This is a genomic window from Bradyrhizobium sp. F1.13.3 (assembly GCF_040548265.1).
Taxonomy (GTDB): domain Bacteria; phylum Pseudomonadota; class Alphaproteobacteria; order Rhizobiales; family Xanthobacteraceae; genus Bradyrhizobium.
The window spans coordinates 62303-82312 of record NZ_JBEPRI010000018.1; the positions used below are offsets into that span (position 1 = coordinate 62303).

The 20010-nt window shown below is 64.3% G+C and carries 18 protein-coding genes; 10 read left to right on the plus strand and 8 right to left on the minus strand.

Annotation, left to right across the window (positions count from 1 at the left end):
• Positions 1-149: 149 nt before the first annotated feature.
• Positions 150-1337 (minus strand): substrate-binding domain-containing protein, encoded by a 1188-nt coding sequence (locus ABIB66_RS34935; protein ID WP_275172718.1) that lies wholly within the window; start codon positions 1335-1337, stop codon positions 150-152.
• Positions 1338-1515: 178 nt separating this feature from the next.
• On the opposite strand from ABIB66_RS34935, the gene ABIB66_RS34940 reads away from it, so the two are divergent.
• A complete protein-coding gene (locus tag ABIB66_RS34940; RefSeq protein WP_007599198.1) occupies positions 1516-1950 on the plus strand; it encodes a MarR family winged helix-turn-helix transcriptional regulator in 435 nt (144 codons plus the stop codon).
• Positions 1951-2303: 353 nt separating this feature from the next.
• Here ABIB66_RS34940 and secA read toward each other — a convergent pair whose 3' ends face one another.
• A complete protein-coding gene (secA, locus tag ABIB66_RS34945; protein ID WP_354207438.1) occupies positions 2304-5144 on the minus strand; it encodes a preprotein translocase subunit SecA in 2841 nt (946 codons plus the stop codon).
• 361 nt (positions 5145-5505) lie between these two features.
• Here secA and ABIB66_RS34950 point away from each other — a divergent pair, with 361 nt between their 5' ends.
• Positions 5506-6423: a peptidylprolyl isomerase gene (locus ABIB66_RS34950; protein WP_354207436.1), complete on the plus strand. Its 918-nt coding sequence runs from the start codon at positions 5506-5508 to the stop codon at positions 6421-6423.
• 103 nt (positions 6424-6526) lie between these two features.
• On the plus strand, positions 6527-7768 hold the full coding sequence (gene argJ / locus ABIB66_RS34955) for a bifunctional glutamate N-acetyltransferase/amino-acid acetyltransferase ArgJ (protein ID WP_354207434.1): 1242 nt from the start codon (positions 6527-6529) through the stop codon (positions 7766-7768).
• A 93-nt stretch (positions 7769-7861) separates the two neighbouring features.
• Here argJ and ABIB66_RS34960 read toward each other — a convergent pair whose 3' ends face one another.
• On the minus strand, positions 7862-9217 hold the full coding sequence (locus tag ABIB66_RS34960; RefSeq protein WP_275172714.1) for a TadE/TadG family type IV pilus assembly protein: 1356 nt from the start codon (positions 9215-9217) through the stop codon (positions 7862-7864).
• A 141-nt stretch (positions 9218-9358) separates the two neighbouring features.
• Between ABIB66_RS34960 and ABIB66_RS34965 the strand changes: the two genes are divergently transcribed.
• Complete coding sequence (locus ABIB66_RS34965) at positions 9359-9769, plus strand: (deoxy)nucleoside triphosphate pyrophosphohydrolase (protein WP_354207431.1); 411 nt, start codon at positions 9359-9361, stop codon at positions 9767-9769.
• 63 nt (positions 9770-9832) lie between these two features.
• Here the strand turns inward: ABIB66_RS34965 and ABIB66_RS34970 are convergent, their stop codons facing one another.
• Positions 9833-10681, minus strand: a complete 849-nt coding sequence (locus ABIB66_RS34970; protein ID WP_354207919.1) for a methyltransferase domain-containing protein — start codon at positions 10679-10681, stop codon at positions 9833-9835.
• A gap of 64 nt (positions 10682-10745) precedes the next feature.
• Here ABIB66_RS34970 and ABIB66_RS34975 point away from each other — a divergent pair, with 64 nt between their 5' ends.
• The 4 genes from ABIB66_RS34975 to ABIB66_RS34990 are packed head-to-tail and all read left to right on the plus strand — an operon-like array spanning position 10746 to position 13223.
• Positions 10746-11543, plus strand: a complete 798-nt coding sequence (locus tag ABIB66_RS34975) for a ComF family protein (protein ID WP_354207429.1) — start codon at positions 10746-10748, stop codon at positions 11541-11543.
• Between the two features lie 47 nt (positions 11544-11590).
• Positions 11591-11866 (plus strand): glutaredoxin 3, encoded by a 276-nt coding sequence (grxC, locus tag ABIB66_RS34980; protein WP_354063694.1) that lies wholly within the window; start codon positions 11591-11593, stop codon positions 11864-11866.
• Positions 11863-12741 (plus strand): carbon-nitrogen hydrolase family protein, encoded by an 879-nt coding sequence (locus ABIB66_RS34985; protein ID WP_354207427.1) that lies wholly within the window; start codon positions 11863-11865, stop codon positions 12739-12741. Before grxC ends, ABIB66_RS34985 begins: the two co-directional genes overlap by 4 nt.
• Complete coding sequence (locus ABIB66_RS34990) at positions 12738-13223, plus strand: DUF1178 family protein (RefSeq protein ID WP_354207425.1); 486 nt, start codon at positions 12738-12740, stop codon at positions 13221-13223. The genes ABIB66_RS34985 and ABIB66_RS34990 overlap by 4 nt, the downstream gene beginning before the upstream one ends.
• Here ABIB66_RS34990 and ABIB66_RS34995 read toward each other — a convergent pair.
• From ABIB66_RS34995 to ABIB66_RS35010, 4 genes are all read right to left on the minus strand, one after another.
• Entirely contained in the window at positions 13220-14119 is a 900-nt protein-coding gene (locus tag ABIB66_RS34995) for an EamA family transporter (protein ID WP_275172709.1), read from the minus strand. The genes ABIB66_RS34990 and ABIB66_RS34995 overlap by 4 nt on opposite strands.
• Before the next feature lie 268 nt (positions 14120-14387).
• The gene (locus ABIB66_RS35000) at positions 14388-14669 is read right to left on the minus strand and encodes a GIY-YIG nuclease family protein (RefSeq protein ID WP_354063384.1); all 282 of its coding nucleotides are present in this window, start codon (positions 14667-14669) and stop codon (positions 14388-14390) included.
• 106 nt (positions 14670-14775) lie between these two features.
• Positions 14776-15549, minus strand: coding sequence for a bifunctional 2-polyprenyl-6-hydroxyphenol methylase/3-demethylubiquinol 3-O-methyltransferase UbiG (gene ubiG / locus ABIB66_RS35005; RefSeq protein WP_354207422.1), 774 nt, complete (start codon positions 15547-15549; stop codon positions 14776-14778).
• Positions 15550-15563: 14 nt separating this feature from the next.
• Positions 15564-16031: a PH domain-containing protein gene (locus ABIB66_RS35010; protein WP_035973495.1), complete on the minus strand. Its 468-nt coding sequence runs from the start codon at positions 16029-16031 to the stop codon at positions 15564-15566.
• Between the two features lie 149 nt (positions 16032-16180).
• Between ABIB66_RS35010 and ABIB66_RS35015 the strand changes: the two genes are divergently transcribed.
• Together ABIB66_RS35015 and ptsP are read left to right on the plus strand one after the other, a co-directional pair.
• Positions 16181-17437, plus strand: coding sequence for an aspartate kinase (locus ABIB66_RS35015; protein WP_035973494.1), 1257 nt, complete (start codon positions 16181-16183; stop codon positions 17435-17437).
• Positions 17438-17706: 269 nt separating this feature from the next.
• A complete protein-coding gene (gene ptsP / locus ABIB66_RS35020) occupies positions 17707-19974 on the plus strand; it encodes a phosphoenolpyruvate--protein phosphotransferase (protein WP_275172707.1) in 2268 nt (755 codons plus the stop codon).
• The last annotated feature ends 36 nt before the right edge of the window (positions 19975-20010 follow it).

Here is a 20010-nt window from a genome sequence, read left to right on the forward strand (position 1 = left end):
CCCTGGAATTGGAATCCCTGGCATTGGAGCCTCATGGGCGCACGTGTGCGGCGCGCGCCAATCGGCTTCACCTCGATATTACAGACGGAAATATTTTCCTTTTCAAGTATTATTTTGGAATCTGGCGTTTGCAGATGGCCGCGCCGGCATCAGATCGGTTTGATCAGCTTGAAGTCGAGGCCATCCGCCCCGGCCAGATACATTTGCATCCGGGTGTGACCGTTCCTGACGGTGACGGGGCCGCGCGCGCCGCCATAGACGATGTTGCGGCCGGCCGCGAGCATCGGGCCCATCGCCAACGTGCCCGCCTTGTTCGCGACTGCCTCGAGGAAGCGCAGTCCCTCATAGCTGGATTGACCGAGCGAGCCGATCGGAGGCCCGTTCGGCCCGAACATCGCGCGATAGCGGCTCTGGAAGTCGTCGTTGGCCCGCGATCCGATGCCGGGGAAATAGCCGGAGGCGCAGAACAGGTTCTCGCTGTTGTCGGCGCCGATTCCGAGCAACACGGTCTCGTCCATCGCCCCGGCCAGCCGCAGCGTCGTGGCGCCCAGGCCGCATTCGCCGAACGCGCGATTGAACGTGATGCTGTCGGTGCCGATCAACGAGATCAGCACGACGTCCGGCCTCGCGGCACGGATGCGCTCCAGATGCGGCTCGTGGTTGTCTTCGCCGAGGGGAACGAACTCTTCGCCGACGACATGGCCGCCGGCCTCCTTGATGTAGCGCTTCACCGCGCGGTGTGACTGCCAGGGCCAGACATAGTCGCTGCCGATCAGGTACCAGCGCGCCGCCTTCTTGACGTCGGCGAGCCAGTGAATGGAGGGGCGGCTCTGCCAGCGCGGCGTCTCGCCGATCGCCATGACGCCCGGTGTCTGCTCGCCGCCCTCGTAGACGGGTGTGTAGATGTAGGGGATGCGGTGGCGGGTGGTGACCTTGCGCAGCGCCACGCGCACCGCGCTGGTATGCAGTCCGACGATGAGGTCGATCTCATCCGAAGCGATCGCCTGCTCGGCGCGGCTCAGAATCTCGTCGAGCGGACCGCCAGCGTCATAGATCGAAAGCTCGATCTCGCGCCCGAGGATGCCGCCGCGCTTGTTGATCTCGGCGACCGCGAGCTGCGCGCTGCTTGTCGCGCACGGGCCCCAAACGCCGGGCGAGCCGGTGCAGCACATGAAGCCTCCGATGCGGAGCTTGTTGTGTGCACCGCGGCGCTTCATGAAATGCGCGTCAACCGGCGACAGGTCGAAATCCGCTGCCGCGGGCGACAGATTCCTGAACAGCAAGGACGGCGGTAAGGCCGGACCGCCGTGAGCCGGGAAGTTTACCGTCGCGCGCACGCCAACTCCTGTCTGACACCAGACTTGAAAGCTCATTCAGCAGGCGGCCGCGGCACCCGCCCTATTGTTGGGCAATATCCTATTTTGAAAATATTGAATATTCAAGAATTGAAGTGCATATAGATGCAGCATCGATTGCAAGACATTCACTCATTTGGGTCAAGACAAAGTCTTAGCCGTGGCAAAACCGAACACCCCGATCACCGAACACCTCGCCTACCTGCTCGCGCAAGCCAACCGGGAGATCAACCGGCAGCTCGAACTGCGGTTGAGCAAGGAAGGCGTCCCCGTCGAGCAGTGGCGCATCCTGAAAGTGCTGTCGGATGGCAACGGCCATTCGATGGGCGAGCTGGCGGATGCCGTGCTGCTCAACCATCCAACGCTGACCAAGATGATCGACCGCATGGTCTCTGACACGCTGGTCTACCGCGTGCAGGACCCGAACGATCGCCGCAAGGTCCTGATGTTCATCTCCGACCGCGGCAAGGTGCTGAGCAAGAAGCTCAACTCGCTCGCGGTCGACCAGGAAGAGCACATCCTGGAGAGCTACGGCGACAAGTCGACGAGCGAATTGAAGCGGCTGCTGGAGAGCTTGATCGACAGCTCGAATTGAGGGGTGCGTTTAGCGCGCTCTCTCAACGGTCATCCTGGACAAGCGCAGCGAAGCGGAGCGCCGATCCAGGACCCATTACCCCAGAACCCAGTTTGGCCGAAAACCCGCGCGGGTTAGCAGCTCGGGCCTTAACCTCTCACTGGGGTAATGGGTCCTGGCTTTCGCCAGGACGACGATGGAGATGGAGCTGCGCGCCACATACTCGCTGTCATCGCCCGATTTAATCGGGCGATCCAGTATTCCAGAGACTGATGTGATCTGAACCGAGAAGCCGCGGCGTACTGGGTCGCCCGGCTAAACCGGGCGACGACAGTGGAAAGCGAGGCGCCGACGTCGCACCTCACAGCTGATCGCTACGCATACCGCCCGTGGCAGTGCTTGTACTTCTTGCCTGAGCCGCACGGGCAATCCTCGTTGCGGCCGATCTTGCCCCAGCTGGCCGGGTTCTTGGGATCGCGCAACGCCGCGTCGGTGGCCTGCGCTCCGAGCGTGACGCTGGCGAGCGCCATTTCGTCCTCGCCGGTGTTCGGGTCGAACTTGTGCGCTTCCATCGGCGGCAGCGCCGGGGCTTCCTGCTCCGGCGGCACAATCTCGACCCGCATCAGCTGCGCAGTGACGGCCTCGCGCAGATGCGCGCTCATCTCCTGGAAGAGGTTGAACGCTTCGGTCTTGTACTCCTGCAACGGATCGCGCTGGCCGTAGCCGCGCAGGCCGATGACCTGGCGCAGATGGTCGAGCATGATCAGATGCTCGCGCCAGAGATGGTCGAGGGTCTGCAGCAGAATGGTCTTCTCGACGTAACGCATCACGTCGGGACCCCATTGCGCGACCTTTGCGGCCATGTGCTCGTCGGCGCGGGTCTCGATCCGCGTGAGCAGCTCCTCGTCGGCGATGCCCTCTTCCTTGGCCCAGTCCTCGACAGGCAAGTCGAGATCGAGCACGCGCTTGAGCTCTTCCTTCAGGCCCGCGACGTCCCACTGCTCGGCATAGGCATGCTCGGGCACGTGCTTGGCGACGAGGTCGTCGATGAAGGCGTGGCGCATGTCGGCGACGGTCTCGGCGACGCTGTCGTCCTTCATCAGGTCGACGCGCTGGTCGAAGATCACCTTGCGCTGGTCGTTCTGGACGTTGTCGAACTTGAGCAAATTCTTGCGGATGTCGAAGTTGCGCGCCTCGACCTTCTGCTGCGCCTTCTCCAACGCCTTGTTGATCCAGGGATGGATGATCGCCTCGCCCTCTTGCAGGCCGAGACGCTGCAGCATGCTGTCGAGGCGATCCGAGCCGAAGATGCGCATCAGATCGTCTTCCAGCGACAGGAAGAATTTCGAGCGGCCGGGGTCGCCCTGACGGCCGGAACGGCCGCGGAGCTGGTTGTCGATGCGGCGGGATTCGTGGCGTTCGGAGCCCATGATGTAGAGGCCGCCGGGCTTCTTCACGGTCTTGGCGGGCTTCGAACCCTTCGCCGGCTCGATCTCGACCTCTTCCTCGGCCTTCAGCACGATGTCGCGGAAGTGCTCGATGTCGGCCTTGATCTGCTCGATCTTCTTGGCCCTCTCGGCCTCGTCCTCGATCGAAGCGGCCTCCTGCTGGATGCGCATTTCCAGCGAGCCGCCGAGCTTGATGTCGGTGCCGCGGCCGGCCATGTTGGTCGCGATCGTGATCGCGCCGGGTACGCCGGCTTCCGCGACGATGTAGGCTTCCTGCTCGTGGAAGCGCGCGTTCAGCACCGCGAACAGCTTTGCCGGCTTGCCGGCGCGGGCCGCGGCGTACAGCTTCTGCATCGAATGTTCGCTGCCGAAATCGATCTGCCGATAGCCGTGCTTCTTGAGATATTCGGCGATCACTTCCGATTTTTCGATCGAGGCGGTGCCGACCAGCACCGGCTGCAGCCGCGCATTGGCGCGCTCGATCTCGGCCAGGATCGCGGCGTATTTCTCGTTCTGGGTGCGATAGACCTCGTCGTCCTCGTCGAGACGGGCGACCGGCAAATTGGTCGGGATTTCCACGACCTCGAGCTTGTAGATGTCGAACAGTTCGTCGGCTTCGGTCAGCGCCGTGCCGGTCATGCCGGCGAGCTTTTCGTACATCCGGAAATAGTTCTGGAAGGTGATCGAGGCCAGCGTCTGGTTTTCCGGCTGGACCTGCACGTGCTCCTTGGCTTCCAGCGCCTGATGCAGGCCTTCCGAATAGCGGCGGCCCTGCATCATGCGGCCGGTGAATTCGTCGATGATGACGACCTCGTCGTCGCGGACAATGTAGTCCTTGTCGCGCGTGAACAGCGTATGGGCGCGCAGCGCCTGGTTGATGTGGTGCACGACGGAGACGTTCTCGACGTCGTAGAGCGACTCGCCCTTGAGCTGGCCGGCATCGCGCAGCAGCGTCTCGATCTTCTCCATGCCGGCTTCGGTCAGCGTCACCGTGCGCTGCTTCTCGTCGACGTCGTAGTCGGACTTGTCGAGCTTGGGCAGGAAACCGTCGATGGTGTTGTAGAAGTCGGAACGGTCGTCGAGAGGGCCGGAGATGATCAGCGGCGTGCGCGCTTCGTCGATCAGGATGGAGTCGACTTCGTCGACGATGGCGTAGAAGTGCGGCCGCTGGACCATGTCCTCGAGCCGGTACTTCATGTTGTCGCGCAGATAGTCGAAGCCGTATTCGTTGTTGGTGCCGTAGGTGATGTCGCAGGCATAGGCCGTCTTGCGCTCGGAATCGTCGAGGCCGTGCACGATCACGCCGGTGGTCAGGCCGAGGAAGCCGTAGATCTGGCCCATCCAGCCGGAGTCGCGGCGGGCGAGGTAGTCGTTGACGGTGACGACGTGGACGCCCTTGCCGGCGAGCGCGTTGAGGTAGACCGCGAGCGTTGCGACCAGGGTCTTGCCTTCGCCGGTCTTCATCTCGGCGATGTCGCCCTCGTGCAGCACCATGCCACCGATCAGCTGGACATCGAAATGGCGCTGGCCGAGCGTGCGCTTGGCGGCTTCGCGGACCGTGGCGAAAGCGGGGACCAGCAGGTCGTCCAGGGTCTTGCCCTCGGCGAGCTGCTTCCTGAATTCGACAGTGCGGGCCTTGAGGGCCTCGTCGGAGAGTTTCGAGACCTCGGGCTCCAGCGCGTTGATCGCGTTGACGCGGGATTGATATCCCTTCACCCGCCGGTCGTTGGCGGAGCCGAAAAACTTGCGGGCGAGCGCGCCGATCATGCTTAGTTCCTGTGTTCGCGATTCAACCGCGTTCGCGTTGCAGCCAAGAGGTTGTCACCCGCCTGCCTATCAACTCACCGTGACGCCTGCTGGGCGCCGGAGCCCGGACTGCGGGGGGTCCATCCGCCATATGGGTGGGAGTTGGGCAAGTCTGGGTTCAACGGCCAAAAACGCAGCAAAATAAACGCCATCGCATGGACGCGACCGGGCAGAGATATGGCCCGGTCAGGGCCTTGTCAACGGCGGGTGCATTGCGGCTAATTCATCATTTTGACAGACTTTTCGCGTTGCCAAGGCCCCCTGAATTGGGCGAGTGTCCGCCCCGCTCGAGCAGCCCCCTGCTTCAACAAAAGGATTTTCCATGACCACCTCGTTCCCGGTTACCAAAACCGGCCTGCGCTTCGGCCTCGCCACCGCCCTGGTGGGCTGCCTTGCGCTGGCGCTGATCGCGGGGCCCGGCCGGGCTGCCGACGATCCGGTGCTGGCGAAGGTCAATGGCGCTGAAATCAAGAAGAGCGACGTCGCCATGGCCGAAGAGGAACTCGGGCCGAGCCTCGCCCAGATGGACCCGGCGACCAAGGACGAGAACGTCCTGTCCTTCCTGATCGACATGAAGATCGTCGGCAAGGCCGCCGAAGACAAGAAGCTCGCCGAGGGCGAGGAGTTCAAGAAGCGGCTGGCGTTCGCCCGCAACCGCCTGCTGATGGACAGCCTGCTCGCCGGCGAGGGCAAGGCCGCCACCACCCCGGACGCCATGAAGAAGGTCTATGAGGAGGCCTCCAAGCAGATCACCGGCGAGCAGGAAGTGCACGCCCGCCACATCCTGGTCGAGACCGAGGACGAGGCCAAGGCGGTGAAGGCCGAGCTCGACAAGGGCGCCGATTTCGCCGAGCTCGCCAAGAAGAAGTCCAAGGATCCGGGCTCGGCCGACGGCGGCGACCTCGGCTTCTTCACCAAGGAGCAGATGGTGCCGGAATTCTCGGCAATCGCCTTCGCGCTCGAGCCGGGCAAGATCTCCGACCCCGTGAAGTCGCAGTTCGGCTGGCACATCATCAAGGTCGAGGAAAAGCGCAGCCGCAAGGCGCCGGACTTCGAGCAGGTCAAGGCCCAGATCGAGCAGTATGTCACCCGCAAGGCCCAGGCCGACTATGTCGCCAAGCTGCGCGCGGAAGCCAAGGTCGAGCGGATGGACCAGCCGGCGGATGCGGCCAAGGACGCCAAGCCGGCCGATGCGGCCAAGCCTTCTGACAGCAAGATGGCGCCGCCCGCGAAGAAGTAAGAATTCGCTGTCACTTCGGTGACGTGAAGAGTATCTAACCCTCTGTGATGCCCGGCCCCCGCGCCGGGCATCTGCATATCCAGATCCCATCAAGGCGCCCGCGATGTCCTCCACCGTCTCTCCCCTCGCCCCGAAAAACGTTCCGAACATGCCCACCATTGCGGGGGTCCGTCTCGCGACGGCCGAGGCCGGCATCCGCTACAAGAACCGTACCGACGTGCTGCTGGCGGTGATGGACAAGGGCACCGCGGTCGCAGGCGTCTTCACCAAGTCGAAATGCCCCTCCGCGCCGGTGGAATGGTGTCGCGCCAAGCTCAAGGGCGGCAAGGCGCGCGCGCTGGTGGTCAATTCCGGCAACGCCAATGCCTTCACCGGCAAGACCGGTCGCAGCTCCACGGCACTGACTGCGAAGATCGCGGCCAAGGCCGTCGGATGCACCGAGGGCGAGATCTTCCTGGCCTCGACCGGCGTGATCGGCGAGCCGCTGGATGCGACCAAGTTCGACGGCGTGCTCGGTCGGCTCGCGCAAACCGCCGAGGCCGGCGATTATCTGGCCGCCGCCAAGGCGATCATGACCACCGACACCTTCCCGAAGGTCGCGACCGCGACCGTGAAGCTCGGCAAGGCCAAGGTCACCATCAACGGCATGGCCAAGGGTGCCGGCATGATCGCGCCCGATATGGCGACGATGCTGTCCTTCATCTTCACCGACGCACCGATCGCGCCTGCCGCGCTGCAGGCTTTGCTCAAGAGCGGCGTCGAGGACACGTTCAACGCGGTCACGATCGACGGCGACACCTCGACCTCGGACACGCTGCTGGCCTTCGCCACCGGTGCTGCTGCAGAACACGGTGCGCCAAGGATCAGCCGCGCCAGCGACCCGCGCCTGAAAGCCTTCGTCAAGGCCTTCAACCAGGTGCTCGCCAACCTTTCCGAGCAGGTGGCCCGCGACGGCGAAGGCGCGCGCAAGCTGGTCGAGATCACCGTCGAGGGCGCCAAGACCAAGGCCTCGGCGCGCAAGATCGCGATGTCGATCGCGAACTCGCCGCTGGTGAAGACCGCGATCGCCGGCGAGGACGCCAATTGGGGCCGCGTGGTGATGGCGGTCGGCAAGGCCGGCGAGCCGGCGGACCGCGACAAGCTCTCGATCTCGTTCAACGGCATCCGCGTCGCCAAGAGCGGCGCGCGCGATCCGTCCTATGACGAGGCGCAGGTGTCGGAGGCGATGAAGGCGCCGGAGATCGCGATCAAGGTCTCGCTCGGCCTCGGCAAGGGCCGCGACCGCGTGCTGACCTGCGACCTCACCAAGGAGTATGTCGCGATCAACGGGGACTACAGGTCGTAGTGTTCAGGACCACCGATAGCCGGGCCGTCGGCCTTCGAGGGCCGCTGAAGAAGCGGCCACCTCAGGCTGACAGTGAAAGAGCTTTGGTCCAACTCAACCCGCAATCCGCGCGTCCGCGATTGCCTTCTTGAACAGCGCGTTCATCGCTTCCGAAATGCCCTGGGTGGGGCTCACCTCGAAATAGAATCCCGGCGAAGCGCAGCTCTGCATGTTCTGCGCGATCTTGCTGTTCGGAGACGGCCCCCACGGCCCGGGGTTAAAGGGCGATATCCATGTGTTGTACCAGCCGTCAGTAGGCGGCTGGTATGTCGTGTACAGCACCGCGATCTTGATCCCGCGGTTCTTGATGGTCGTGCAGAGCGCCGGATTGATCGGCGACTGACAGCGGTTCGATGACGCGAGAGGATACGAAGAAGACGAGACACTACACATCGTCATGCCCGAGTTGGCTTCGTCAGCGACCCCATCGGATACAAAGAACAGATATTTCAGCGGTGACGCGGACGTACCTGCTCCAGGCGCGGCGATTGCGGTATTGATTGCGGGAAAAATAGTGGTGAAGGGAGTATCTTTGTCGATAGTATACACGTCATTCTGACCGGCAACCGCCATCAGGTCGATGTTTCCCGCCGCCGTCTTGGCGGAGCTCAAGCTCGACGAGAGCGCGAACAGATTTCTCAATCCGATCGTCGCTGACGAAGCGCCGAAATCGTAGATCGCCATTCTGAACTGGTTCGAATAGGTCTGCGTGCTCTGGGCTGTGTCCATCAAGTTCGCGCTCGCCTGGCGCACCACGTCAATTCGGGTCGTGATGCCATTTGCTTTGGCGATGTCGTAGTTGCTTGTGCCGGCCGCCTTGGTGGTGTCGTGACAGGCGAATGCACATCCGCCCGTCTTTCCCTGCAAACTCGTTATGTCGGCCGGTGTCGCTGCGACGCCCATCGACGGAGAATTGTCCAGCAGGAGATAGAAGTCGACATAGAGCGGCATGTTGGCCGTCGACGCTGACGTGCCGCTCATGGTCAGTGTGGTCTTGCCGATCAGGCCGAGAAACATGGTGTTGATGGTGGCGGTGAACGAGACGGTCGAGTTGATGGTCGAGCCGGTCTTGACGACTGTCGGGGTGACGCTGTTGAGCGTATAGCCGGTCAGGTTGGCGCGATTGGCATCGAAGATCTTCTGAGCATCGGTGACGCCGACCGTGATCGAACCATCCGTGGTCATCGAGCCCGCGGCAGCAAACCCCGGCGAGGCTTTGGCGATCGCACCGACGCTGGCCGCGTCGGCCGCGCCCTGAAGCTTCGCCCGGACCTGCGTCGCGCGGGAGTAGTCGATCGCACTGCCGACGAACGTGATCAGGGGAACGCAGCAGATTGCGAAGATCACCGCAACATTGCCGCGCCGGTCGCGACGGAAGCGGCGGAAGACGGTACGAAACTCAGCGCGCATGGATCTGGCCCGGAATGGTTTCAGCGTTTCCACCCTAGGATCCGTGGATTAAATATGACTTATGGTGACCTCGGAAACACCGGCCCTAACAGGGTTAACCAACCGTTGCGGATGATCTTTTCAGGGAGCGACATTCCAGGCATGGCTGATCTCAAACTGGCGCTCGTGGTGGCCTGCGCGCTGGTCGACGCCGACAAGCGCGTCTTGATCGCGCAGCGCCCCGAGGGCAAGACGCTGGCGGGCCTCTGGGAATTTCCCGGCGGCAAGTGTGAACCCGGAGAGCGACCGGAGCAAAGCCTGATCCGCGAACTCCACGAAGAGCTCGGCATCACCGTCGCCGAGCCGTGCCTGGCGCCGCTGACGTTCGCGAGCTACGGCTACGAGACCTTTCACCTCCTGATGCCGCTCTACATCTGCCGGCGCTGGGAAGGGCAAGTCATGCCGCGCGAAGGCCAGACCCTGGCCTGGGTCCGCGCCAACAAGCTGCGCGACTACCCCATGCCGCCCGCGGACATTCCGCTGATCCCGCATTTGATTGATTTGTTGATGTGAGTTGCGCGTGCCCCGGACGCAGCGCAGCGCTCTTGCGGTGCGCTGCAGCGCGTCCGGGACACGTCACTCTTTCCGCGCCTTCTGCACCGCCTCCGCGAGGCTCGCCTTCGCCGATCCCGGCTTCAGCGGCTGCTGCTGGCTCGCATGCGGCGCCCAACCGGAGAGCCAGATGATATCGAATGTCGCACGGATGCGGCCGTCGGCATCGGCAAAGCGTTCCGCGTAAATTTCCGCCATCCGCAGCAGCGTCGATCGCCGGCTCGGGGTGCGCCGCCGTTCGATCAGCACATTGGCAGCGCCCATGCGCCTGATATCCTGCATCAGCGCGAACGCGTTGGCGTAGCGCACCACGACACGGTCGACATCGGTGACCGGCAGCGCAAATCCTGCTCGCTGCAACAGCGCACCAACGTCGCGCAGATCGGCAAACGGTGCGACGCGCGGCGACACGCCGCCCTCGCATTCGGCCTCGGCGGCGGCAAAAGCCTGGCGCAGCTCGGTCAGGCTGTCGCCGCCGATCATCGCCGCCAGCAGCAGCCCGTCCGGCCTCAGCGCGCGACGGATTTGCGCGAGCACCCCCGGCAGATCGTTGACAAATTGCAGCGCCAGCGCCGAGACCACAAGATCGAGGCTTTCGGACGCAAAGGGCAGCTTCTCCGCACCCGACGTATCGAGCTCAATGCGCGCGATCGAGGGCAGTCGCGCGCGCAGCACCGCGAGACCCTCGCCGGGCGTCCAGAGATCGGCCGCTGTGTGAAACTCCCGCATCACCGCGGCCAGCCGGTCGGACATGTCCTCGGCGACCCGATCCAACAGGAAGCTCACGGCACCTTGCGCCTGCGCGCGGCGCTGTCGCGCGTGCAGCAAAGCACGGTCGAACAAAGCAGGCGGGGTTTGCGGGTCTTGAGCCATGCCGCTGGTTACGCCCATCGCGACGGTTCTGGCAATCCGGTGCGTGCGGCGCTAGCTTTCGGCCATGGCATCCGACGCCGGCCCTTCTCGTTCCTTTGCCGCCCCCCTGCGTGCCGCATGGACGGCCGGCCTCCACGTGCTGTCACGTGCGGCACGGCTTGCGCTCGACATCGCGCTGCCGACGCTGTGCGTGTCCTGCCGCGAGCCGGTCGACGGCGAGGGCGTTTGCGCGGCGTGCTGGGCGCGGCTGTCGTTCATCGAACGGCCCTACTGCCCGCGGCTCGGCATTCCTTTTGTGTACGATCCCGGCCCCGACATGCTGTCGATGGAGGCGATCGCGAGCCCGCCCGCCTACCAGCGGGCGCGCGCCGCCGTGCGTTATGACGACGTCGCGCGCACCCTGGTGCATGCGCTGAAATACCAGGACCGCACGGATTTGGCGCCCGCCATGGGTCGCTGGATGGCGCGCGCGGGCGGCGAGCTGCTCACCGAGGCCGACATGCTGGTGCCCGTTCCCCTGCACTGGCGAAGGGCCTGGCGCCGCCGCTACAACCAGTCCGGGGCGCTGGCGCGGATCATCGAGCGGCAGAGCGGGGTGAAAGCGAAGGCTGAGGTGCTACGGCGGGTACGCGCGACCGAGCAGCAGATCGGCCTGTCGCGGGCCCAGCGCGCCACCAATGTGCAGGGCGCATTCCAGGTATCCCCGGACCGTCAGGCGGACGTCCAGGGTCGGCGCATTGTCCTCATCGACGACGTCCTGACGTCGGGTGCGACACTGGATGCCTGTGCGCGGGCCCTGCTCCGGGCCAAGGCGGCGCAAGTGGACGTGCTGGTCTTTGCCCGGGTTGTCGAGAGCCGGTGAAGTCCCATATAATTCAATGAATTCATGACATGAAAGCGCCAGACAAGATGACCGCTGCTGTCGAGATCTACACGAGGCCGGGCTGCGGCTATTGTTCCGCCGCCAAGTCGCTGCTGACCCGCAAGAAGGCGACCTTCACGGAGTTCGATATCGCGAAGAACCCGTCCTGGCGCCAGGAGATGTACGATCGCGCCGGCGACGGCTCGACCTTCCCGCAGATCTGGATCGGCGGAACCCATGTCGGGGGCTGCGACGAGCTCTACGCACTCGATCGCGAAGGCAAGCTCGACGGCATGCTCGAAAGCGTCAAGGCGGAGTCATGAGCGACACCAGGACCTTCACTGCGGCGATGGTGCAGATGCGCACCGGCCTGATGCCCGAGCCGAGCCTCGAGCAGGCCACCAGGCTGATCCGCCAGGCTGCGGCCAATGGCGCCGACTATGTGCAGACGCCCGAAGTCAGCAACATGATGCAGCTCAACCGAAAGGCCCTGTTCGAGCACCTCCAGAGCCAGGATGACGACAACTCGCTGAAGGCGTACCGGGCGCTCGCGGCGGAACTGAATATCCACATCCATGTCGGCTCGCTGGCGCTGCGCTTTTCGGACGAGAAAGCGGTCAACCGCTCCTTCCTGATCGGGCCCGAGGGCAATGTGCTCGCCAGCTACGACAAGATCCACATGTTCGACATCGAGCTGCCGGACGGCGAGAGCTATCGCGAATCCGCCAATTACCAGCCGGGCGAGACGGCCGTGATCTCCGACCTGCCCTGGGGCCGCGTCGGGCTGACGATCTGTTATGACGTGCGCTTCCCCGCGCTCTACCGCGCGCTGGCCGAAAGCGGCGCGTACTTCATCACGGTGCCCTCGGCCTTCACCCGCAAGACCGGCGAGGCGCATTGGCACGTGCTGTTGCGTGCGCGCGCGATCGAGACCGGTTGCTTCATCTTCGCCGCGGCGCAGGCAGGCCTGCACGAGAACAAGCGCGAGACCTATGGCCATTCGCTGATCATCGATCCCTGGGGCGAAATCCTCGCCGAAGGCGATGTCGAGCCCGGCATCATCATGGCAAAGATCGATCCGGCCAAGGTCGAGACCGCGCGCCGCGCGATCCCCTCGCTCCAGCACGGCCGCCGCTTCGGCGTCGCCGACCCCAAGGCGGGGCCGGACCATCTGCACCTCGTGCGGGGATCGGCATGATCCGCTACGCGCTCCGCTGCGACCGGAGCCACGACTTCGAGAGTTGGTTCCAGAGCTCGGCCGCGTACGACCAGCAGGTGAAGCGCAAGCTCGTGACCTGTCCGATCTGCGGCTCGGCCAAGGTCGACAAGGCGATCATGGCGCCGCGCATCGTCGGCAAGAAGGGCCGCGGACGCGCCACGCCGCCGCCTGAGCCCACCGCCACGACGACCGCGCCTGAGCCTGCGCAATCCGCACCGACCTCGCTGTTGATGGCGCAGGAGCGCGAGCTGCGTGCCAAGCTCAAGGAGCTGCGCGACCACATCGTGAAGAACGCCGACAATGTCGGTGAGCGATTCGCCAATGAAGCCCGCGCGATGCATTACGGCGACAAGGAGCACCGTCCGATCTACGGCGAGGCCTCGCCCGACGAGGCAAAGTCGCTGATCGACGAAGGCATCGAGGTGTCTCCGCTCCCGACGCTGCCGGAAGACCGGAACTAGACTCCCACCAGCACGGCCACGCCGATCACGATCAGCGCGATGCCAATAATCTCGCGCGGCGCGATCGGCTGCTTGAACGAGTAGTAGGCCACGCCTTGCGCGAACAGCACCTCGATCAGAGCGAGCGTGCGGACATTGGCAGCGGCCGTCAGCGCGAATGCCAGGAACCAGAACTGCGAGGCGAAGGCGCCCATGAAGCCGGCGAGCAGCGACGGCTTCCAAAGCTTCAGGATCGCCTGAAGCACCTTCGGCGCGCGCCAGAGCAGATAGATCGTCAGGATCAGCGTCTGCACGAACAGGCCGAGAACCAGCGTGAATGATGCCGCCGTCACGAACGAGACATCAGGCACGTTGATGATGGCGCCGCGGAAGCCGACCGCTGACAACGCGAACGCTGCCGCCGCGACCAGACCGGTGATCGTCGGCTTCAATTCGGCAAAGCTCTTCTCGCCGCCGGGCCGCAGCGCGGTGATGACGACGCCGATTGTCGCGATCACGATCGCCAGCACCTTGAGCCATGTGAGGTGATCGCCGAGGAAGACGAAGCCGAAGATGGCGGTCTGGATCGCCTCGGTTTTCAAATAGGCCGTCGTCACCACGAAGGAGCGGTCGTTCATGGCGAGCAGCATCAGGCCGGTCGCGACGATCTGGCTGAGCGCGCCCAGCAGCAGCCACGGCCAGAATACGCCAGGCGGCATGCCGAGATGATCGCCGGTTGCGACCAGCACCACCGCGAGAAACAGCAGCGAGAACGGAAAGCCGAACAGGAAGCGGATATTGGTTGCGCCCCAGGTCCCCAGCGGCTTCGTCAGCGACCGCTGCATCGCATTGCGCGCGACCTGGCCGAGCGCGGCAATGACGGTGAAAGGAATCCAGAGGCTGGCGATGGTGAACATAGGTGGGGCGGCGGTGGGAGGGAGAAGAAGTTGAGACCAACGTGCCGCTCGCGCTCAAGCAGGTCAATCACGCGGATGTCATGGGTGCGATGCTCTCGCAACAAGCACCCTGTCGTCCCTGCGAACGCAGGGACCCATAACCCCAGAGAGCAGTTTTGCGAAAGGTGACAACCCGCGCATCTAACACCATCCTCCTCCGATAGATTCCGCTGTATGGGTCCCTGCGTTCGCAGGGACGACAGTGGGAGGCTTGACCGCGTCCTTCCCTTCAAATCAGGAGATCGCTCAGATCGCGCCATTCCAGGTTTTCGCGCTCTATCAACTCGATCTTCCAGTCGCGCTTCCAGCGCTTCAGCTGCTTTTCACGGGCGATCGCGTCTTCTGCCCGCTCAAAGGTCTCGGTGTAGACGAGCCGGTGCACCCCGTAGCGCTTGACGAATTTCGAGCCCTTGCCGCTCCGGTGCTCTTCCAAGCGCCTCTGGAGCGAGTTGGTGATCCCGATATAGAGTGTTCCGTGATGACCGCTGGCGAGGATGTAGACGTAATACATGCTCGGAACGCCTGTCTTGGCTAACGGCTCAGCCTGTGGTTATGGGTCCCTGCGTTCGCAGGGACGACACCGTTCGAAGGGCACGAGCTCGCACTTTACTCCCCCCTCACACCATGCCTTCCGCCACCACCATGTAGTTCACGTCCATGTCTGACGAGAGGGTCCATTTGTCGGCGAAGGGGCTGTAGACGACGCCGGTCTGCTCGGTGATGACGAGGCGGTTGTCGAGGAGATATTTCGTCAGCTCGTCGGGGGTGACGAACTTGTTCCATTCGTGGGTGCCGCGCGGCAGCCAGCGCAGGACGTATTCGGCGCCGACGATGGCGAGCGCAAAGCTCTTCCAGTTCCTGTTCAGCGTCGAGACCACCATCAGGCCGTTCGGCTTCAGCATCGCGGCGCAGCGCTTCAGGAAAACGCCGACGTCGACGACGTGCTCGACCACCTCCATCGCCAGCACGATGTCGAAGCGCTCGCGCGGGTCGATCTCCTCAACCGTAGTGCAGCGATAGTCGATCGCAAGATGGGCCTTGTCGGCATGCAGCTTGGCGGCCGCGATGTTGCTGACCGACGGATCGACGCCGATGACCTGCGCACCCAGGCGCGACAGCGGCTCGCAGAGCAGGCCGGCGCCGCAGCCGATGTCGAGCACGCGCAGACCGCCGAGGCAGTTGAGGCTGCGCACATTGCGCTCGAACTTGCGGCAGGCGGCGTCGCGGATGTAGCCGAGCCGCAGCGGGTTGATCCGGTGCAGCGGCGCCATCTTGCCGTTGGGATCCCACCACTCGGCCGAAAGTTTTGAGAATTTCGCGATCTCGGCGGCGTCGACGGTCGAGCCCGGCTGCGGGCTTGCGGTAGCGGAAGTATTTTGCTGCATGCTCATGGTGACGCGCGGTCCTACCGCGTGGTGATCGAACTGCGGAAGGCGAGCGGCGAGGCGATGGTCCGGATGGTTTCGCGACCTTCCCCCACGCCATTGATGGTCACGTCGCCATAGTTGAGAATACGTCCAAGAATGGTCTGATTCACATCGACGCTCTCGACCTTGTCCAGCGCCATCTCGAAGGTGCGGCGCTTGATGAAGCCGGTCTTGTGCACGATCCGCAAATTGGTCACGTCGGTCTCGGTGGTAAAGCGATGGAACCAGCCCTTCACGGTCCAGTACAGCGCCGCCAGAGCCACCAGGCCGGCCGCGACGAGGCAGAGCAGCACGAGCCCCTCGACGATGGTTTGCCGGGACAGGACGAACAGGGCCAGCGCCACGATCCAGGCCAGGATCGCCGGCAAATAGAAGATCCAGTGCGCATTGGTCGAATACAGCACCCGCTCGCCCGGTTGCAGGATCTCGTCGATATAACGCGCCATGACCTCGATTAACCCATTGCCCGGATTGGCCTGCGCAGGAACCCGCTTGCCCCCGGCCCCGCCCGTCTGTATACGCGCGGTCGGTATCGCAGGCACCCGTCCAGCGCGGGTCACCATACTTATCCTTATGAGGGAATGCACGCGTCGTCATGAGCCGCCTCGTGATGAAATTCGGCGGCACATCCGTCGCCAACATCGAACGTATCCGCAACGTCGCACGCCATGTGAAGCGTGAGGTCGACGCCGGCCATGAAGTGGCCGTGGTCGTCTCGGCGATGTCGGGGAAAACCAACGAGCTGGTGGCCTGGTGCACCGAGGCCTCGCCGATGCACGACGCGCGCGAATACGACGCCGTCGTCGCCTCGGGCGAACAGGTGACGTCCGGCCTGCTTGCCATCGTGCTTCAGGGCATGGGCATCCAGGCCCGCTCCTGGCAGGGCTGGCAGATCCCGATCAAGACCAGCGACGCCCATGCCTCGGCCCGGATCGAGGGCATCGACGGCAGCGAGATCATCAAGCGCTTCAGGGAGCGCAAGGAAGTCGCCGTGATCGCCGGCTTCCAGGGCATCAACCCCGAGACCAACCGCATCACCACGCTCGGCCGCGGCGGCTCCGACACCTCGGCCGTGGCGATCGCCGCCGCCGTCAAGGCGGACCGCTGCGACATCTACACCGACGTCGACGGTGTCTACACCACCGATCCGCGAATCGTGCCGAAGGCGCGCCGGCTCGACAAGATCGCGTTCGAAGACATGCTGGAGCTGGCCTCCCAGGGCGCCAAGGTGCTCCAGGTCCGCTCGGTGGAACTCGGCATGGTCCACAACATGCCGATTTTCGTCCGCTCGAGCTTCGACAAGCCCGAGGATATCGACCCGCATGCCAACCAGCCGCCCGGCACGCTGATCTGCAGCGAGGAGGAGATCATGGAAAGCCACGTCGTCACCGGCATCGCCTTTTCGAAGGACGAGGCCCAGATCTCGGTACGCCAGATCGAGGACAAGCCCGGCGTGGCAGCGTCGATCTTCGGCCCGCTCGCCGATGCCAACATCAACGTCGACATGATCGTGCAGAACGTCTCCGAGGACGGCAAGACCACCGATCTCACTTTCACGGTCCCGGCCGCCGACTACACGAGGGCCAAGGAGACGATCACCGCGGCCAAGAGCCAGATCAATTATGCCCGGCTCGACACCGCGACCGACGTCGCCAAGATCTCGGTGATCGGCAGCGGCATGCGCAGCCATGCCGGCGTTGCCGCCCAGGCGTTCTCGGCCCTCGCAGGACGGAATATCAACATCCGGGCCATTACAACCTCCGAGATCAAATTCTCGGTCCTGATCGACACCGCCTATACCGAGCTTGCGGTGCGCACGCTGCACACGCTCTACGGTCTCGATCAAGCTTAGGCTAATTTTCTCTTAGCGGTCGCAGCAAACGCTGAGGTCTCCACACTTTCGCGTTTGGCAGGCGTTTTGCTTGGCAAAACAAGCCCCAATTCGCTATACGGCGAACAGGGTGGGCTGCCGGAAACTGTGCCCCAGTTGAGGCGGTGCTGATTCGGCCCAGGCAACCGTCGGGGCCGGGGCCGGACGAGCAAATTTGTTGTTTTTCTGGATTTCTGGGCGAGCCGCCGCGGGTCCTTTCGGCCCCGGCAGACGGAGGAGATTGACGGTTCATGCGGAGCGCGTCGGGAGGTCCCCGCGTCTTGTTGAGACGGCTCCGCGAAACCATGGCGGAGCAGGTCTCGGCCCAGGAGCGGCTCGACAAGATCGTGGTGCTGATCGCGGCCAACATGGTGGCCGAGGTGTGCTCGGTCTATGTGCTGCGCGTCGACAACACGCTCGAGCTCTATGCCACCGAAGGCCTCAACCGCGAGGCGGTGCACCACACCGTGCTCAGCGCCCATGAAGGCCTTGTCGGCCTGGTCGCCAGCGAGGCAACCCCTCTCAATCTGAGCGATGCGCAGAGCCATCCGGCCTTCTCGTTCCGCCCGGAAACCGGCGAAGAAATCTACCACTCCTTCCTCGGCGTGCCGATCCTGCGCGCCGGCAACACGCTCGGCGTGCTGGTGGTGCAGAACCGCGCCAAGCGCAACTATGTCGAGGAGGAGCTCGAGGCGCTTCAGACCACAGCGATGGTGCTGGCGGAGCTGATCGCCTCCGGCGAGCTGTCTGCGCTGGCCCAGCCGGGCCATGAGCCCGCGGCGCGTCATTCGGCGCAGAAGGTCGGCGCCATCCTGTCGGAAGGCATCGCACTCGGCCATGTCGTGCTGCACGAGCCGCGCGTCGTCATCAAGGACTACATCGCCGAGGACCTGCCGAAGGAGATCAAGCGGCTCGACACCGCGCTCGCCAAGCTGCGCGCCGATCTCGATCGCATGCTGGAGCGCGGCGACGTGGCGGAAGGCGGCGAGCATCGCGAGGTGCTGGAAGCCTACCGCATGTTCGCCAACGACCAGGGCTGGTCGCACAAGCTGCACGAGGCGGTCGCCACCGGCCTCACGGCGGAAGCCGCCGTCGAGCGTGTGCAATCCGACACCCGCGCGCGCATGCTGCGCTCGACCGATCCCTATTTGCGTGACCGGCTGCATGATCTCGAGGATCTCGGCTATCGCCTGATGCGGCAGCTGGTCGGCCAGGATCACGCGCCTTCACGCGAACAATTGCCCGACAACGCCATCGTCATCGCGCGCGCGATGGGCCCGGCGGCGCTGCTCGACTATGACCGCAAGCGCCTGCGCGGCATCATCTTGGAGGAAGGCACCGCCAACTCCCACGTCTCGATCGTGGCGCGCGCGCTCGGCATTCCCGCGGTCGGCGAGGTCCCGAACGCGCCTGGTATTGCTGATCCCGGCGACGCCGTCATCGTCGACGGCACCTCCGGCATGATCTATGTGCGCCCATCGCAGGAGGTCGAGGCGGCCTTTGCGGAGCGCGTGCGCTTCCGCGCCCGCCGCCAGGCGCAGTATCTGGCGCTGCGCGACCTGCCCTGCGTCACCAAAGACGGCCAGAAGGTCGAGCTGATGATCAATGCGGGTCTCGCGATCGACCTGCCGCACATCGAAGACACCGGCAGCGCCGGCATCGGCCTGTTCCGCACCGAGCTGCAATTCATGGTCGGCCAGAGCCTGCCGCGCACCAGCGACCAGCTCGCGCTCTATCGCACCGTGCTGGATGCCGCCGGCACGAAGCCGGTCACCTTCCGCACCCTCGACATCGGCGGCGACAAGGCGCTGCCTTATATGGAAGCGGTGATCGAGGAGAATCCCGCGCTCGGATGGCGCGCGATCCGACTCGGGCTCGACCGTCCCGGCCTGCTGCGCGGCCAGATCCGCGCATTGCTGCGTGCCGGCGGCGGCCGCGCCCTGCGCATCATGTTCCCGATGATCTCCGAGGTGGGTGAATTCGATTCGGCGAAGGCGCTGGTCGAACGCGAGCTGACCTATCTGCGCCAGCACGGCCACACGCTGCCTGAAAGAATCGACATCGGCACCATGGTCGAGGTGCCGGCGCTGCTCTATCAGCTCGACGAGCTCCTGAAGAAGGTCGACTTCATCTCGGTCGGCTCCAACGATCTGTTCCAGTTCCTGTTCGCGGTCGACCGCGGCAACGCAAAAGTCTCCGAGCGCTTTGACACCATGTCGGCGCCGATCCTGCGCGCGCTTCGCGACATTGCGCGCAAGACGCAAGCCGCGAAGAAATCGCTGTCGCTCTGCGGCGAGATGGCCTCGAAGCCGATCGGCGCACTCGCCCTGATCGCGATGGGCTATCGCTCGCTGTCGCTCTCGGCCACCGCGCTCGGCCCGGTCAAGGCGATGGTGATCGATCTCGACGCCAAGAAGGCCGAAGCGATGCTCGGTCCGTTGCTGGACGCGCCCGCCGGCAGCGTCTCGATCCGGCAGAAGCTGACGGAATTTGCCGAGGCCGAAGGCCTGGCGTTGTAGCGGGCCTGTCGCCCCTTCCCGCCGCCTCGCCCTTTT

Coding starts and splice junctions, on each gene's coding strand:
- secA (WP_354207438.1), bottom strand. CDS start 5,144: ATGATCGGCGCGCTCGCCCGCAAGTTTTTCGGCTCCGCCAACGACCGG.
- ABIB66_RS34950 (WP_354207436.1), top strand. CDS start 5,506: ATGACCACCTCGTTCCCGGTTACCAAAACCGGCCTGCGCTTCGGCCTC.
- argJ (WP_354207434.1), top strand. CDS start 6,527: ATGTCCTCCACCGTCTCTCCCCTCGCCCCGAAAAACGTTCCGAACATG.
- ABIB66_RS34960 (WP_275172714.1), bottom strand. CDS start 9,217: ATGCGCGCTGAGTTTCGTACCGTCTTCCGCCGCTTCCGTCGCGACCGG.
- ABIB66_RS34965 (WP_354207431.1), top strand. CDS start 9,359: ATGGCTGATCTCAAACTGGCGCTCGTGGTGGCCTGCGCGCTGGTCGAC.
- ABIB66_RS34970 (WP_354207919.1), bottom strand. CDS start 10,681: ATGGCTCAAGACCCGCAAACCCCGCCTGCTTTGTTCGACCGTGCTTTG.
- ABIB66_RS34975 (WP_354207429.1), top strand. CDS start 10,746: ATGGCATCCGACGCCGGCCCTTCTCGTTCCTTTGCCGCCCCCCTGCGT.
- grxC (WP_354063694.1), top strand. CDS start 11,591: ATGACCGCTGCTGTCGAGATCTACACGAGGCCGGGCTGCGGCTATTGT.
- ABIB66_RS34985 (WP_354207427.1), top strand. CDS start 11,863: ATGAGCGACACCAGGACCTTCACTGCGGCGATGGTGCAGATGCGCACC.
- ABIB66_RS34990 (WP_354207425.1), top strand. CDS start 12,738: ATGATCCGCTACGCGCTCCGCTGCGACCGGAGCCACGACTTCGAGAGT.
- ABIB66_RS34995 (WP_275172709.1), bottom strand. CDS start 14,119: ATGTTCACCATCGCCAGCCTCTGGATTCCTTTCACCGTCATTGCCGCG.
- ABIB66_RS35000 (WP_354063384.1), bottom strand. CDS start 14,669: ATGTATTACGTCTACATCCTCGCCAGCGGTCATCACGGAACACTCTAT.
- ubiG (WP_354207422.1), bottom strand. CDS start 15,549: ATGAGCATGCAGCAAAATACTTCCGCTACCGCAAGCCCGCAGCCGGGC.
- ABIB66_RS35010 (WP_035973495.1), bottom strand. CDS start 16,031: ATGGCGCGTTATATCGACGAGATCCTGCAACCGGGCGAGCGGGTGCTG.
- ABIB66_RS35015 (WP_035973494.1), top strand. CDS start 16,181: ATGAGCCGCCTCGTGATGAAATTCGGCGGCACATCCGTCGCCAACATC.
- ptsP (WP_275172707.1), top strand. CDS start 17,707: ATGCGGAGCGCGTCGGGAGGTCCCCGCGTCTTGTTGAGACGGCTCCGC.